Genomic DNA, 16,301 nt, shown 5'->3' with positions numbered 1-16,301 from the left:
TATTTTAAAGAAAAATAGAAAATAAATTTCTAGTAATAAAAAAAAACGAAATAAAGGTTTAAATTTATTTTTTTATAAGTTTTGGAAATGATATCCATTTTTGTTAGATCTGTACAATTGCTTCTTAGCATTTCTATATTAGTTGTAATTCATGAATTAGGACATTTCATTTTTGCTCAAATATTTAAAGTAAGAGTTGAAAAATTTTTTTTATTTTTTGATCCTTGGTTTTCTCTTTTTAAAAAGAAGATAGGAGACACTATTTATGGAATTGGATGGTTGCCTTTAGGAGGATACGTAAAAATATCTGGAATGATGAAAAATGAAAACAATGTTTCTTCAAAAGAGAAGAACAAAAAAGATTGGGATTTTTGTTCAAAATCGGCGATAAAAAGACTATTAATTATTTCTGGAGGTATTATTTCCAATATATTATTATCTATTTTTATTTTTTCCTGTTTATTATTTAAACATGGAGAAACATTTCTTCCCAATAAAAATGTTAAATATGGAATAGAAGTTGATTCTTTAGGAGAAAGAATAGGATTAAAAAATGGAGACAAAATTTTATTTATAAATAATAAACGAATCCCATATTTCAATGATGTTCCTAAAGCAATTATCTTCGGGAATACTGTGACAGTAGATCGTATGGGAAAGATTATAAAATTATCAATAAATAATAATAAAAAAAAATTTCTTTTTGATAGAAAAGAAATCAGTTTTTTCATTAAGCCTCGTATACCTCCTATTATAAATTATATAGAAAAAAATTCAGCAGCAGAAAAATATGGTTTAAAAAGTAATGATGAAATATTAGCTATTAATTCTGAATTCATTCTTTTTTCTGATCAGCTAAAGGATTTATTATCAAAATATGGAAATGAAAATATAACAATATCAATTAACAGAAATGGAAAATTTCTTCAAAAAGAAATTTTTTTAAATCCAAAAGGGATATTGGGAATATCACTAAAAAATTTTATGGATTTGGATAGAATTTTTTCGTTTAAAAAAATGAATTATTCTTTTCTGGAAAGTATTCTTCACGGAAGTATGAAATCTTTAGATGTTTTAAAAAATCAAATATCTTTTTTTAAAAATGTTTTTCATATAGAAACTAAGGCATATAAACAAATAGGAAGTTTTTTTTCTATGGCTAAAGAATTTCCCTCTAAATGGAATTGGGATATTTTTTGGACTTTAACTGCTACTTTATCCATTTGGTTAGCTTTTTTAAATTTATTCCCTATTCCATCATTAGATGGAGGTTATATATTATTCATTTTAATAGAAATGATAACAAAAAAGAAAGTTAATGAAGAAATTATTGAACGTTCTACTGTTTTTGGATTTATAATAATTAGTTTAATTATGATTCTTATTATTATTTGGGATATGTTCAAAGTATTTATTTAAAATAAAAAATATGATATGGAGTTATACCTATATCTATTGATAAATCATTTTTATGAATGTCTATAATCTTATTTATAGGATAAAAAAAACTTAACCCTATTTTCATAACATTTTTTTTACATAAATCAATAAATCTATCATAAAAACCTTTTCCATAACCTATTCGATAACCTTCTAAATCAAATATCAATAATGGAATAAATATTACTTCAATAAAAGAAGGTGAAACTACATATTTTTGTGTAGGAATAGGTTCAAAAATTCCATAACTGTTTTTTTTCAGAAAAGTATTTTGATCAAAAAAGCAATTTTCTATGGAACAATTATGAAAATTAGAATAGGGGATAGTTACATATTTTCCTTTCCTTAATAAAAAATTCACAATGAAAAATGTATCAACTTCTTTATATTTTCGTATTGGTAAGAAAACATGATAATATTTTTTTTCCCATATAAAAAATATTTTTTTCAGACAAGAAAAAATTTTGTAACTATTGTACAATACTTCTTTTTTAGACAAAGACTGTCTATAATAAAAATATTTTTTACGTAATTCTTTTTTATTCATTATTTTCAAATACAAAGATTTTTTAGAATAACATCATCCATAAAATTTTCTAATATTTTTGTTATTTTCTTAGGATTTTCTATATGTCCCATATGTCCTGTAGTTATTTCAATAAAATAAGTTTTATTACCATTTTTAACTTCTTCACGAATTTTTTTGGGATCAATTACTAAATCATATAAACCAATTATATAAAGTTTAGGGAATTTAGTTTTTTTTAGTAAAAATCTTCTATCTTTTCTTATAGACATTCCTTTTAGAAACGATATGACACTATTGACAGAAGTAGATAATGCTATTTTTTTTACGAAAAAAACTTCTTTTTGCAAAAAAGATAATTTTTTAGGATCAAACAATGTATTTATACTAGTATCTACTAGCATAGAATAATTATTTATTGCCATTTTTATAGATTGCATACGTATTTTTTTTTTTTTATTAGAATCTGATTCTGCCGTAGAATGAAGTAAACATAATCCTAAAAAAAATTCTGGATGTTTTTCTAATAGAGCTAAAGCAATATAGCCTCCCATAGAATGACCAACAAAAAATGCTTTTTGTATTTTTTCTTTTTTTATAATTGTTTTAACGATTTTCGATGCTCTTTCCATACTAAAAATGGTATCATAATTTAATATAGAATTACTTTTACCATGACCTGGAAAATCAATTGATAAAATTTTATATTTCTTAGAAAGATCGGAATATATCTCTTTCCATACTTCTAAACTTTCCATGAATCCATGTAATAGAACAATTGAATTTCCTTCCCCTTCTATTTTATAATTTATTTTTTTGTAGATATTATCGATAAGCATATGAAAATAATTATGAAAATTTAATACAATTACCTAATAATATAAATTAAAATTTTATAGGATGATAAATGAAGAAAAAAACGTTTTATTAACAATAAATATTGGAAACTCTAGTCTTCGTTTTGGATTATTTAATAATAATAATTATAATTTAAAATGTAATTGTTCATGGATTATTAATACTAATCCACATAGGTCATTAGATGAATATATTTTATTATTTAGGAATATATATCAACAATATGGTATTTTATCTCAATTGATAAAAAATATTGTAATTGGATCAGTAGTCCCTTCACTTACAAATATTGTAGAACAATCTTTATATGAAATCCATAAAATTAAACCCATAATAGTAGATAGATATTCATCCTCTCCTATAAAACACTATTCTCATCAATTAGGAACAGATTTATATGCCAATGCTATAGCTGCATATACGCTATATAATAATATAAATAATATTTTAGTAGTAGATTTTGGAACTGCATTAAGTTTGACTTGTATTAATAAATATGGGATACTTCAAGGTATTATTATTGCTCCTGGAGTAAATAGTTCTTTAACAGCATTAATTGGAAATACTGCCCAATTATCACAAATAGAATTAAAAAAACCTCCTAGTATATTAGGTCAGTATACAGAAACATGTATTCAAAGTGGAATTATTTATGGATATTTAAGCATGGTGGAAGGATTAATTAATAGAGTGAATGAAGAATTGAAAACAAGTTGTTTTGTAATAGCAACAGGAGGTCTTTCCCATATATATGCACCTTTAACAAAAGAAATTCATATTAAAGATAAATTACATACGATAAAAGGTTTAAAAATTTTATTTCATTGGAACTATTGATGATAAAACTATATTTTAATAGATTTTCTTATTTTTTCAGATAATATTTGAAATTTCTTTTTAGATAAAATTATTCTCTTTTTTGAAAAATTACCATCGCTTTCTTGATCCATAGGAATCAAGTGAATATGTACATGAGGAATTTCGAATCCTAGAACAAATATACCAACACGGTTACAAGGAATAATTTTTTCTATTCCAATAGCTACTTTTCTAGTAAAAAACATAATAGACATAAATTCTTTTTCAGGAAGAGAAAAAATTTTATCCCCATTACTTTTTTTGGGGATAACTAAAGTATGTCCTATTTTAATAGGATAAATATCTAAAAAAGCTAAGTGATAAGTATCCTCTGCTACTTTGTAAGAAGAAATTTCATTCTTAATTATTTTCTGAAAAATGTTATTATTATTCACTAAATGCTATTTCTAAAATTTCATAATCCAGTATCATGTTATTAGGCAATTTAATATGAGCAATTTGCCCTACTTGTTTTCCAAGTAACCCTGTGGATATTGGTGTATTAATGGATATTTTTCCTGACTTTAAATCTGCTTCTCCTTCTGGAACTAAAGTATATATTTGTTCTCCTCCATAAGTCAAATTTTTTACTTTTACTGTAGAAAGAATAGATACTCTGGTTCTATTTATTTGTGAACCATCTATAACACGTGTATTGTATAATTTTTTTTTTAATTTAGCTATATTCATTTCCAAAAATCCTTGTGCTTCTTTTATTGCGTCATATTCTGCATTTTCTGAAAGATCTCCTTTATCTCTTGCTTCTGCAATTTGCATAGATATTTTTGGTCGTTCTATATTTTCTAGTCTTTCTATTTCTTTTTGCAATTTTTTTAATCCTTCTTTAGTTATATATTCAAATTTTTCCATTTTCATTTATCTATTTATTTTATTTTGATACATAGACACATAGTAAGCGTAAAGTTATGAAGTTATATGATTTTTGAACAAGAAATTTAATGCATAAAAAACAATCTTATAAAAGCATTGATTTTTATTATTGCATATTCAGATTTTTATGTTCTAAAATTACAAATTTTTGTGTTTCATTTTTTATTATTTTTTTTATTCATTACACAAATTCCTAAAAAAATTATTCTATCCTTAAAATATGTGCTCCTAGAACTCGTAATCTTTGATCTATATTTTCGTACCCTCTATCTATTTGTTCTATATTTTTAATGATACTAGTTCCTTTAGCAGAAAGAGCAGCTATTAAAAGAGATATTCCAGCTCTTATATCTGGAGAGTTTAATATAGCCCCTTTTAAATGATATTTATGATTTAATCCAATAACAGTTGCTCTATGAGGATCACATAATATAATTTGGGCTCCCATTTCAATAAGTTCATCTACGAAAAATAGTCTGCTTTCAAACATTTTCTGATGAATTAAAACACTTCCTTTAGCTTGAGTCGCTACCACTGTCAAAATACTTAATAAATCTGGAGTTAGTCCAGGCCATGGAGAATCAGATATTGTTAATATTGCATTATTTAATAATAATTTTTTTATCTGATAAGATTTTTGGGATGGTATGTAAATATCATCTTTGTCTTTTTCTAATTTTATACCCATTTTTTGGAATGTGTTTGGAATAATTCCTAAATTTTTCCAGCTAACATTTTTAATCCGTATTTCAGAACAAGTAATAGCAGCCAGCCCTATCCAACTTCCTATTTCTACCATATCGGGTAATATTGTATGGGTACAGAATCCTCCTAGTTCTTTTACTCCTATTATATGAATCAAGTTAGATCCTATTCCTATGATTTTAGCCCCCATTTTTTTTAACAATTTGCATAGTTGTTGAATATAGGGTTCGCAAGCCGCATTATAAATAGTAGTTTTTCCTTTTGCTAAAGTTGCAGCCATTATAATATTAGCTGTACCAGTTACAGATGCTTCTTCCATCAAAATATAACTTCCTGTTAATTTTTTATTATTTGTATGTAAGTGAAAATATTTGTATTCATGGTTATAACATATATGGATTCCTAATGATTTGAATCCTATTAAATGAGGATCTAAACGTCTTCTTCCTATTCTATCTCCTCCAGGAATAGGAATATAAACTTTACCAAATCTAGCAAGTAAAGGTCCTGCTATCATAATAGAACCTCTAATTGATTTTCCATATTCACGAAATTTTTCTGTATTTAGATATTCAATATTGATATTCTTGGCTTGGAAAGTATAATCTCCAACATCATTTTTTTTTATTGATACTCCTAAATCTTTAAGAATTTGCATTAAACACTTGATATCTCCTATTTCTGGAACATTTTTTATTCTTAACTCATCCGGAGTTAGTAATACAGAACACAAAACCTGTAATGATTCATTTTTAGCTCCTTGTGGCTCTACTTCTCCTTTTAAAGGGATTCCTCCTTTTATTTCAAAAGTTCCCATTATTATAATAACTTTAGTTCCTATTATTATATAACTTTTTGTTTTTTGAATGTTTTTTTTCTTTTAGATCTCAAAATATGAGAACACTGCAACAGTGGATCTGTATTTATTAAACATATTTTTCCTTTTGAAAGTTCTTTTAAATCTTTAAAAATTATATCATCTTCTACCATATTTTTATTCCATCTTAAATAATTTTTCTTCATTGTATTGGCTATTGCATAAAATAATCCTTCTTTTTTTTGTCTATTTTTACAATCTATTACTGCATGTATCATGTTCCTAATTATTTTTCCATAGTACCTAAAATCAGTTAAATATTCAGGATATACTGCTTTTTTATAAGATATAATTTTTGTTTTTTCTGGGTTTTTTTTAAGAAAAGGATGATCTATATCCAATTGGTAATTGGACATAATTAATAATTGATTCCATAATTTATGTTGAAAATAAGGAATCGATTTATTGAATCTAGTACGAGTAGAATCTGTCATTAGTTTTAGAATACTCCATGCACAACGATTTCTTTTTTCCCTATTTTTTATTTTCATTGCATAATCTATCATTTTATGAATGTTTCTGCCATATTCTGGGATAATCAATTTGAAACGATTAGTATTATATTCCATAACTGTTTTTTTATTTATTCTTTATTTAGATATTTTATCTAAAGTCCAAAGAATTTTTTTTTGAAAAAAATTTTCTCTTACTTGACATGAATGATTCGAACAAAACATGCAATGATTATCAGTACAAGCTTCAACATGAACAGATAATTCAACTTTAGATCCAAATTCATTTTTAGTTAATTGAGTTAATTTCTTGACTTCTTGATTTGCCTCTTTTATATTGAAAAACCATGGAACAGTCAAATGACAATCAACATGCAAAGCGCTACCGTATTTAATAATTTTTAAATGATGAAGATCTATCCAATGAATATCTCTTTTTTCGTTGAGACATAAAGACAACTTTTTCACAAGTTTTTTATCAGATTCATCCATAATTCCTGCAGCAGCATTTCTTAATAATTTTGATCCAGTATATAAAATTACTGATGAAAAAATAATAGAAATAATAGGATCTATCCATATACATTTCGTAATATTTAATAAAATTAATCCTACAATAATTCCAAAAGTGGAATAGGTATCAATTTTAAGATGTTTCCCGCTGGCTACTAATGTTAAGGCTCCATTTTTATGCCCTATTTTACAAGCTAAAAAACCTAATAAATAGTTAATAATAGCAGTAAAAGACATTAAAACTACTCCATAATCTAATCTCGATAAAAAAAATCCATGCATATGATCTTTAACACGTATCAAAGTGTTTATAACAATAGTTATTCCTACAATAAAAATTAAAATCCCTTCTATTGCCGTTGATACGAATTCTATTTTACCATGACCATATGGATGATTTTGATCTTTAGGTAAAGAGGATATATAAAGACTACATAATCCCATAAATCCACTTATTATATTGATTAAACTTTCCATTGCGTCGCTAAATATGGAAAGCGAAGAAGTTATACGCCAAATGATTAATTTAATAAAAAAGAAAATAACAGCCACAAAACAAATAATTTTCTGCAGGAAAAGATTTATTCTAATTTTCTTTAAATCATCCATAATCCATAATATAAATCTATGAATAAATAAAAAGCTTCTCTAATGCAAATTTGAGTAGTATTCTTTTTTTTCCTGATTTTATAAATCGAATTATAGCCACTTTATTTTCATTCTCTAAATCTATAATGAGTCCACTTCCAAAATTTTTATGAAAAACTTTTACTCCTATTTTAAAATCTCTCTCTTCATAAGAGTTATTATTTACTACAGTACTAATACTTAGTTTATTTTTTTCTAAATATGTAGAATTTTTATTTTCTACATAAATAAAATTATGGTCTAATTCATTAATAAAACGACTTGGAATGTTCTTTTTTCTTTCTCCCCATAAAAATCTGGATTTTGCATAAGTTAATACAGCTTTTTTTTGAGCTCTAGTTAATGCAACGTAGAACAAACGACGTTCTTCTTCTATTTTAAATTGATTATTTAAACTAGATTTGGAAGGAAACAAATTTTCTTCTAATCCTGCAATAAAAACAATAGGAAATTCTAATCCTTTAGATAAATGAATTGTCATCAATGAAACTTTATTTTTATCATTTTTATCATGATTTATATTTTCATCAATTTCCAAATAAAAGTATTGCAAAAATCCAGATAAACTAATATCTCCATCATTTCTCAATTTTTTTTGTTCGTTAACGTAATAAGATATATTATTAAGTATAGACAAAAAATGTTCATATCTGTAATTTTTAGAATTTTCTTCCAACAGTAGAAATACTACATCTTTTGCTATTGAAAATGCATCTTTTTCTGTTATTTTTAAACGGATATTTTCTATTACAAGAATTAATTTTTTAAGTTTATTTTTTGTTTTTTTATTTATACTCAACAAATGTTGATAATTCTCTATGTCTTTGATTATATTGTAAATTGTAACTTTTATTTTTTTAGATAAATCTAATATATCTCTTATTATATTTTTATTTCTTTTTTTAAGAATACGTAATAAAGATTCTTCATCATTCGAATTAATAATAACTTTTAAATAAGCTAATAAATCTCTAATTTCTTTTCTCTTTTCAAATGAAATGGATCCATATATTTTGTAAGGTATATTTTTTTCTTTCAGTGCATATTCGATAATGTTTGATTGAACGTTTGCTCTGTAAAGAATAGCAAAATCTTCATAAGAATATTTTGTTTTCTTTCTTATTGAAGAAATGGAAGAAGCAATATATTGTGCTTCTTCTTTTTCTGAATTTGCGCAATATATTCTAACTTTTTCTCCTTTTTCATTGTTAGTCCATATTTTTTTTAAAATTTGATTTTTGTTAAAAGAAATAATATTATTGGACGCTTGAACGATGTGAAGAGTAGAACGATAATTTTGCTCAAGACGAAATACTTTAGCATTTTTATAATCAATATGAAAATTTAAAATATTAGAAATATTTGCACCTCGAAAAGCATAAATACTTTGAGCATCATCTCCTACCACGAAAAGATTCTTATATTTAGAAGATAAACTTTTTATAATTGTTTTTTGAGATAAATTAGTATCCTGATATTCGTCTATTAATATGTATTTAAATTTGTTTTGGTATTTTTCCAAAATGTTTGGGAAATTAGAAAACAAATGATTAGTATGCAGTAAAATATCATCAAAATCTAATGCTCCTGATTGAAGGCATCGCTGAATATAAAATTTGTATATTTTGGATATATATTTTGAATCTCTATTATTTTTTATATATAAATTATTTTTATATTCAGATATTATTTTTCTTATTTTTTTAGGAGTTAAAGATCTATCTATATCGAGATCAACATCCTCTAGTATTCTTTTTATTACATTTTCTGAATCTTTTTGATCATAAATAGTATAATTTGGTTTATATCCTAATAAATGAGATTCCTTTCTTAAAATAAGAGAAAATATAGAATGAAAAGTACCCAATGTCATATCATCAATATGATTTTTATCCATCATATTATAAATCCTATGCTTCATTTCTTTAGCAGCTTTTTTAGTGAAAGTTAAAGCTAAAATATTAGAAGGATTAATTCCTATATTTTTAACCATATGAACAATACGATATGTAATAACACGAGTTTTTCCAGAACCTGCTCCTGCAAGAACAAGAATAGGACCATTGATAGTTTCTATAATTTTCTTTTGAGAACTATTCAAAGACATAAATACTATTATTTTTTGAATTTTTTTTTGTAATTATTATAATATTTATGGTAAAGAAATTTTTTTTGCTTTAAAAAATTAGGATTTTTTTCCAAAAAAATTTTAACAATTGGGAAAACATCTTTTATTAATTTATAGTCTTTTACAATATTTACGATACGTAAATAATTTTTTCCGCTTTGTTTAGTTCCTATTAAATCTCCTCCTCCACGCAATTTTAGATCTTCCTTTGCTATTTCTAAACCTTCATTTGTTTCACACATTTTTTTAATTCTAAAAAAACCTTCTACACTGATTTTGGAATCAGTAATAAGGATACAATAACTTTGATGAATTCCTCTTCCTACTCTTCCTCTTAATTGATGCAATTGAGATAATCCAAAAAAATCTGCATTTTCTATTAAAATAACTGATGCATTAGGTACATTAACACCAACTTCTACAACAGTAGTTGCTATCAAAATTTTAGTTTCTCCATGTAAAAATTGTTCCATTTGTATATTTTTTTCTTGAAAATTCATTTTTCCATGTAGTATTCCAATTTTATTTTCCAAATTTTTAAATTTTTCTTTAATTTCATTATATCCTTTCATTAAATTTCTTTCTTTGAAAGAAGTATTAATAGTAGGATATATAATGTATATCTGCCTACCCTTTGAAATTTGTTTTTTTACTATTTCAAAAGCTTTATCTCTATTTTTATTGAAAAAATGGATTGTTTTGACAGGTTTTCTTCCTAATGGAGATTCTTTGATAATGGAAATATTTAAATCATGATAAATAATTTTGGCCAATGTTCTAGGAATAGGTGTTGCTGTCATGATTAAAATATGAGGAAAGTTTTCTTCTTTTTTCCAAATTTTAGCTCTTTGTTCCACTCCAAATCGTTGTTCTTCATCTATAATAGCTAATCCTAAATTTTTAAATTGAACTTTTTCTTGAATCAAAGCATGTGTACCTATTAAAATGGAAATTTTTCCTAAGAATATTTCATTATATAGATATTTTCGTACAGAATCAGAAGTGGAACTTGTTAATAAGGCTATTTTAATTCCAATTGTTGCAAACATTTTTTTTATAGAAGAATAATGTTGTATAGCTAAAACTTCAGTAGGAGCCATTAAACAGGATTGAAATCCGTTATCTAAAGCAATAAGCATTGATAATATAGCTATTATAGTTTTACCACATCCTACTTCTCCTTGTAATAATCTATTCATTTGAATAGGTTTTTTTAAATCATTCCATATTTCTTTTAATACCTTTTTTTGTTCTTCTGTTAGAGTAAAAGGCAAAATATTTTTATAAAAATTATGAAAATTTTTTCCAATTATTGGGAATGGACGACTATGTTCTACTTTTCTTTTTGATAGAAAAAATAACTTTAATAAAAACAATTCTTCGAATTTTAGAGAATATTGAGCTTGAAATAAGTTTTCTAAAGATTCTGGAAAATGAATTTGAATCAATGCCTTTTTTCTTGACATTAATTTTTTTATAAGATATTTTTGAAAAAAGAATTCTTCTATGTGATTTTTTGATTCTTCTATAAGATTTTTTAATAAATTAATCATAAAAGAATTATTAATTCCTTTTTTTTTTAAATTATTAGGAATAGAATATACAGGATATATTGAATCGTTCTTTTCCGAATATTGCGAGTATTGTATGTTTGGATGAACGATCTGAATCTTTTTTTGAAAACACTTAATTTTTCCGGAAACTACTATGGTTATGTTTTTTCTTAAATTTTTTAAGAAACTCGTTTTTTTAAACCATACTAATTCAATAAAACCTGTTTTATCTTCTAAACGTGCTATCCATATCTTTCCTTTTTTATAATTTATTTCTTTTATATTAGTTATTATTCCTAATATTTGAACCAAATTATTATTGTTAATTGTTGTAATTGATAATTCTGATATTTTTTTTAATGTAGATAAATGTATATATCCTTTTGGATAAAAAAATAATAAATCTTCGTATGTGTTAATTTTTAATTCTGTATTAAATAAATGAGCTTTTTTTAAACTTAATCCTTTTAAATGTTCTATAGATTTTTGAAAAATATTACAGGACATATTTATTTAAATTGTGGATCCGTTATATTTTTAAAAAATACTTAATTTTGTTGATTTTAAAAGGACATTTAGCTCAGTAGGTTTAGAGCGCTACTTTGACAGAGTAGAGGACATCGGTTCAAATCCGATAGTGTCCACAAAATTAAATTATTATATCAAATAAATAGTTAGTTAGTTTTATGGTTTTAATTACTACAGTTAGAGAAGGAGAATCGATTGATAAAGCTTTAAAAAAGTGTAAAAAAAAATTTGATAAAACCCGTGTTTTAAAAGAATTTAGAGAAAAACAGCAATATATAAAACCTTCTGAAGGAAGAAGGAATGAGATATTAAGAGCAAAGTATAGAGAGCGCATGAAACTAAAAAAAGAAGAATAAGTTTTATACCATTTTACTTTCGTATCTATAACATTATTATGTATTATTATGTTATGAAGATAAAAAATTATAAATTTCTTTTTGGATTAATCGGAAAAAGTATCGGATATTCTTTTTCAAGAAATTTTTTTTTGAAAAAGTTTAAAAAAGAATCTATTCTTTATTCAGATTACAAAATTTTTGATATACCAAAAATCGAAAATGTATTATTAATATTTCAGAATACTTGTCTAAAGGGATGTAACGTTACTATACCTTATAAAGAAAGTATTATTCGTTTTTTAGACGAAATTTCTCCAGAAGCAAAATCTATAGGATCGGTTAATGTTGTGAAAATTACTCGAAATAGACGTAAAATTGGATATAACACAGATATTTTAGGGTTTGAGTTATCCTTTAAAAAGGATATTGAAAAGTTTTTTCACAAAAAAAACTTCAAAGCATTAATTTTAGGGACTGGAGGAGGATCTAAAGCGATTTCGTTTGTTTTAAATAAATTACAGATTCCATATCAATACGTTTCCAGAACTAGAAAAAAGAAATTTTTAATTTATGAAGATCTAAACAAAGATTTGTTAAAAACTTATAAAGTTGTTATAAATTGCACTCCTCTAGGTACATATCCGGATATTAATTTGTGTCCTCCTTTACCTTATCAATACGTATCTTCAGATCACTATTTCTATGATTTAGTTTATAATCCAAATAAGACTTTATTTTTGAAAAAAGCAGAAGAGAAAGGAGCCATTATTAAGAATGGATTGGAGATGTTGTATCTTCAAGCGGAAGAATCTTGGAAAATATGGAATACAAAAACTGATGAAATTTAAAGAAATTTTTATGAAAAGAGCTATTCAATTGGCTAAAAATGGCTTAGGAATGACATCTCCTAATCCTATGGTTGGTTGTGTAATAGAAAGAAATGGATTTATAATTTCAGAGGGATGGCATTATAAGAAAGGGATTAATCATGCAGAAGTAAATGCTATCAATAGAGTACAAGATAAAGACTTATTTTTGGATTCAACTCTTTATGTCACATTAGAACCATGTGTTCATTTTGGAAGGACTTCTCCTTGTGTTGACTTGATAATTAAAAATAATATACCAAGAGTAGTAATAGGAATAAAGGATCCTTGTGATAAGGTTAGAGGATTAGGAGTACAAAAATTAAAAGAAATTGGAATAGAGGTTATAGAAAATGTTTTAAAAAATCAATGTCGTATTTTAAACAAACGTTTTTTTACTTTTCATGAAAAGAATCGTCCTTATATTATATTAAAATGGGCTCAAAGCCATGATGGATTTATAGATTCTAACAATAAAAAAGAATCTTTTATAAGTGGAATATATGCTAAACAATTGAATCATAAATGGAGATCTGAAGAAGATAGTATTTTAGTAGGAAGAAAAACGGTATTAAATGATAATCCAAAATTAAATGTTAGAGAATGGTTTGGTTCTAATCCTATTAGAATTTTTCTTGATAAAGAATTAAGAATATCTACTTCTTCTTTTATTTTAGACGGTTCACAAAAAACCATTATTTTTACAGAAAAAAAAAATAAGACTCAAAAGAATACTGAATATATTCAAATTTCTTTTGATAAAAAAATAATCAATCATATATTGAATTTCTTGTATAAAAGAAATATATTATCTTTAATAGTGGAAGGAGGTAAAGAAACATTAGAAAGTTTTATAAAGGAAAATATATGGGATGAATGTAGAATTTTTATATGTGAAAAGACATTAAAAAATGGACTTAAAGCTCCTAAAATAGGTGGAAATCTATTCCAAAAAATAAATATTGGAAATGATAAACTTTGTATCAAGATTTTTTGACAAAATTTGAATTTCAAAATTATTCATTTAGAAACAACATTGTGTCAATTCCATCTGCATAATCTTCTAATTCTGGATATTGCGTGTCTCCAAAACAAATTTCTTTTTTCAAAAAATTCTTGGATACTATACATTGAATATATTGATTGTTATTTGTAATGATTTTTCTTAAATGATTTAAATCATCATAAAATTCATAATAAACAACAGATATTGGGCTAAAAAAATCATTTTCTTCTTTAAGAATAAGAAAATGATTTTTTTGAACAACTATTCTGTTCATAGTATAAATAGAAAGACAATATTTATAATTGTCGATATATTTATAATTTTTTGTTACATATTCAGATATAAATGATTGTTTTAAAATCAAATTTAGATCGTAATTATATGGAACATATATTTTCCCTACATTTCTACATCCTTTTCCGGAATGAGTAAGCATATCTTTATTTAGATTAATTAATTCTTTTTCATTTTCATTTCCTTGTAATATTGCAATGGAAGTTTTGCTTTTTCTAAGCAATAGGGGTTTTTTTCTAAAATAATATTCAAAATAACGAGATGTGTTATTATTTCCACTAGCTATAACATAATCAAATTTTTCATGAAAAATATCATTTGTAAATTTTATTTTATGTTTTAATATAGGTTTTTTATATTCTAATATTTTGCATAAAAAAGGAAGTAACAAATTGTCTTCTTCAGATAATTTAATTATGATATGATATCCTGACAATAGAACGCATAAAAAATCATGAAATCCTACTATTGGAATGTTTCCAGGCATAATAACAAGAATTTTTTTTTGTTTTCTTTTCCTATTTAAATAATATTTATTAACCCAAGATTCTAATTTTTCTTTTTTTAGATTTCTTCCCCATTGATCAATAGTTATCAATAAATCTTTTTCTCTGAACCAGCTATTTTGGATAGTAATTTTTTGTATAATTTTTTTCAATTCAAAGAAAAGATTCCTATAATGTTTAGGAATATATTTTTCGTTTGTGTAAAATTTTTTGAAAATTCTCAGAAAATAGCCTATTTTATCAAAAGTTTGAATCATTTTTTTTATTTATAAAATACAATGTCCATAAAAATCACAAAAGAATGTATTAATTGTGGTGCTTGTGAACCTGAATGTCCCAATAATGCAATTTATGAAGGAGGTAAAAAATGGAGAATGTCGGATGGAACTTCTTTAGGATTAAAAAGAAAAAGAGAAAAGGGAGAGGAATATTTTTGTTCAAATCCAATTGTAGAACAGGAACCTAAAGAAAAGGACATATATTTTATTGTTTCAGAAAAATGCACGGAATGCGTTGGTTTTTATGATGAACCACAATGCATTACAATATGTCCTGTAAATTGCTGTATATTAGATAAAAGCAATATAGAAACAAAAAATCAACTTTTTAAGAAAAAAAATTTTTTGCATGAAAAATAATATAAAATGATATGAATTATCATTGGAAAATATTTCTAAAAGAAGAATATAAAAAACCTTATTTTATAAGATTAATAAAATTAATTCAGAAAGAATATGACAATTTTATTTGTTTTCCGAAAAAAGAAAATATTTTTTCTTCTATAAGATATTGTCCTTTTCAAAAATTGAAAGTAGTTATCTTAGGACAAGACCCTTATTATAAAGAAAATCAAGCGGATGGTCTCTGTTTTTCAGTTCCAAATGGAATTCCATTTCCTCCTTCATTAAGGAACATTTTTGTAGAAATCAAGAATTGCTTTAATTGCTCAATTCCTTCTAGTGGATCTTTAATTCATTGGGCTCAACAAGGGGTTCTATTATTAAATTCTATCCTAACAGTTAGGAAAGGTGATCCTGGATCTCATAAGAACATAGGATGGGAATTTTTTACAGATCAAATTATAAAATTTATTTCCAATAACAGAAAAAATATTGTTTTTCTTTTGTGGGGTAAATATGCTCATAAGAAAATATTTTTAATTAACCCTTTTAACAATCATTTTATTTTAAAAACATCACATCCATCTCCATTTTCTGTCCATATGGGTTTTTTTGGATCTCAACATTTTTTACAAACTAATGAATTTTTAGACAAAAAAGGAAAAAAACCAATTATTTGGGTTATTTAAAATAA

The 16,301-nt window shown here is 24.6% G+C and carries 17 protein-coding genes and 1 tRNA gene; 8 read left to right on the top strand and 10 right to left on the bottom strand.

The annotated features are described in order from the left end of the window. Positions 1–87: 87 nt before the first annotated feature. A complete protein-coding gene (rseP, locus tag H0H40_RS02520) occupies positions 88–1,419 on the top strand; it encodes an RIP metalloprotease RseP (RefSeq protein WP_185868937.1) in 1,332 nt (443 codons plus the stop codon). On the opposite strand, the gene H0H40_RS02515 is transcribed toward rseP, so the two are convergent. Both H0H40_RS02515 and H0H40_RS02510 read right to left on the bottom strand, forming a co-directional pair. Further along, on the bottom strand, positions 1,412–1,987 hold the full coding sequence (locus tag H0H40_RS02515) for a 5-formyltetrahydrofolate cyclo-ligase (protein ID WP_185869346.1): 576 nt from the start codon (positions 1,985–1,987) through the stop codon (positions 1,412–1,414). The two genes, rseP and H0H40_RS02515, sit on opposite strands and share 8 nt — an antisense overlap. Before the next feature lie 5 nt (positions 1,988–1,992). Further along, on the bottom strand, positions 1,993–2,805 hold the full coding sequence (locus tag H0H40_RS02510; protein ID WP_185868936.1) for an alpha/beta fold hydrolase: 813 nt from the start codon (positions 2,803–2,805) through the stop codon (positions 1,993–1,995). Between the two features lie 61 nt (positions 2,806–2,866). Here H0H40_RS02510 and H0H40_RS02505 point away from each other — a divergent pair, with 61 nt between their 5' ends. Continuing rightward, complete coding sequence (locus tag H0H40_RS02505) at positions 2,867–3,661, top strand: type III pantothenate kinase (RefSeq protein ID WP_185868935.1); 795 nt, start codon at positions 2,867–2,869, stop codon at positions 3,659–3,661. 8 nt (positions 3,662–3,669) lie between these two features. Here the strand turns inward: H0H40_RS02505 and H0H40_RS02500 are convergent, their stop codons facing one another. From H0H40_RS02500 to recG, 7 genes are all read right to left on the bottom strand, one after another. After that, a complete protein-coding gene (locus H0H40_RS02500) occupies positions 3,670–4,077 on the bottom strand; it encodes an HIT family protein (RefSeq protein WP_185868934.1) in 408 nt (135 codons plus the stop codon). Continuing rightward, complete coding sequence (greA, locus tag H0H40_RS02495) at positions 4,070–4,552, bottom strand: transcription elongation factor GreA (RefSeq protein ID WP_185868933.1); 483 nt, start codon at positions 4,550–4,552, stop codon at positions 4,070–4,072. Before greA ends, H0H40_RS02500 begins: the two co-directional genes overlap by 8 nt. Positions 4,553–4,775: 223 nt before the next feature. Next, complete coding sequence (gene murA / locus H0H40_RS02490) at positions 4,776–6,095, bottom strand: UDP-N-acetylglucosamine 1-carboxyvinyltransferase (RefSeq protein WP_185868932.1); 1,320 nt, start codon at positions 6,093–6,095, stop codon at positions 4,776–4,778. Between the two features lie 26 nt (positions 6,096–6,121). Then, positions 6,122–6,724, bottom strand: coding sequence for a DUF4290 domain-containing protein (locus tag H0H40_RS02485; RefSeq protein ID WP_185868931.1), 603 nt, complete (start codon positions 6,722–6,724; stop codon positions 6,122–6,124). Positions 6,725–6,745: 21 nt separating this feature from the next. Continuing rightward, entirely contained in the window at positions 6,746–7,729 is a 984-nt protein-coding gene (locus H0H40_RS02480) for a cation diffusion facilitator family transporter (protein ID WP_185868930.1), read from the bottom strand. Positions 7,730–7,745: 16 nt separating this feature from the next. Then, the gene (locus H0H40_RS02475; protein ID WP_185868929.1) at positions 7,746–9,875 is read right to left on the bottom strand and encodes an ATP-dependent helicase; all 2,130 of its coding nucleotides are present in this window, start codon (positions 9,873–9,875) and stop codon (positions 7,746–7,748) included. 8 nt (positions 9,876–9,883) lie between these two features. Then, positions 9,884–11,956: an ATP-dependent DNA helicase RecG gene (gene recG / locus H0H40_RS02470; RefSeq protein WP_185868928.1), complete on the bottom strand. Its 2,073-nt coding sequence runs from the start codon at positions 11,954–11,956 to the stop codon at positions 9,884–9,886. Positions 11,957–12,018: 62 nt separating this feature from the next. Here recG and H0H40_RS02465 point away from each other — a divergent pair. The 4 genes from H0H40_RS02465 to ribD all read left to right on the top strand — a co-directional run bounded on the left by H0H40_RS02465 (position 12,019) and on the right by ribD (position 14,178). After that, positions 12,019–12,093 (top strand) — tRNA-Val (locus tag H0H40_RS02465). A 42-nt stretch (positions 12,094–12,135) separates the two neighbouring features. Then, a complete protein-coding gene (rpsU, locus tag H0H40_RS02460; RefSeq protein ID WP_185868927.1) occupies positions 12,136–12,333 on the top strand; it encodes a 30S ribosomal protein S21 in 198 nt (65 codons plus the stop codon). Positions 12,334–12,371: 38 nt separating this feature from the next. Further along, positions 12,372–13,163 carry a shikimate dehydrogenase family protein gene (locus tag H0H40_RS02455; RefSeq protein ID WP_185868926.1) on the top strand — a complete coding sequence of 264 codons (792 nt, stop codon included), beginning with the start codon at positions 12,372–12,374 and terminating at the stop codon, positions 13,161–13,163. Beyond that, complete coding sequence (gene ribD, locus H0H40_RS02450; RefSeq protein ID WP_185868925.1) at positions 13,153–14,178, top strand: bifunctional diaminohydroxyphosphoribosylaminopyrimidine deaminase/5-amino-6-(5-phosphoribosylamino)uracil reductase RibD; 1,026 nt, start codon at positions 13,153–13,155, stop codon at positions 14,176–14,178. The genes H0H40_RS02455 and ribD overlap by 11 nt, the downstream gene beginning before the upstream one ends. Positions 14,179–14,197: 19 nt before the next feature. Here ribD and H0H40_RS02445 read toward each other — a convergent pair whose 3' ends face one another. After that, positions 14,198–15,244: an acyl-CoA reductase gene (locus H0H40_RS02445; protein WP_185868924.1), complete on the bottom strand. Its 1,047-nt coding sequence runs from the start codon at positions 15,242–15,244 to the stop codon at positions 14,198–14,200. 21 nt (positions 15,245–15,265) lie between these two features. On the opposite strand from H0H40_RS02445, the gene H0H40_RS02440 reads away from it, so the two are divergent. Beyond that, positions 15,266–15,625, top strand: a complete 360-nt coding sequence (locus tag H0H40_RS02440; RefSeq protein ID WP_185868923.1) for a 4Fe-4S binding protein — start codon at positions 15,266–15,268, stop codon at positions 15,623–15,625. Between the two features lie 11 nt (positions 15,626–15,636). After that, a complete protein-coding gene (locus H0H40_RS02435) occupies positions 15,637–16,296 on the top strand; it encodes a uracil-DNA glycosylase (RefSeq protein WP_185868922.1) in 660 nt (219 codons plus the stop codon). Positions 16,297–16,301 lie beyond the last annotated feature (5 nt).

This window comes from Blattabacterium cuenoti, from assembly GCF_014252295.1.
Classification (GTDB): domain Bacteria; phylum Bacteroidota; class Bacteroidia; order Flavobacteriales; family Blattabacteriaceae; genus Blattabacterium; species Blattabacterium cuenoti_V.
The sequence above is the reverse complement of the archived record's forward strand: the minus strand, read 5'-3'. Positions and strand labels throughout refer to the sequence as shown.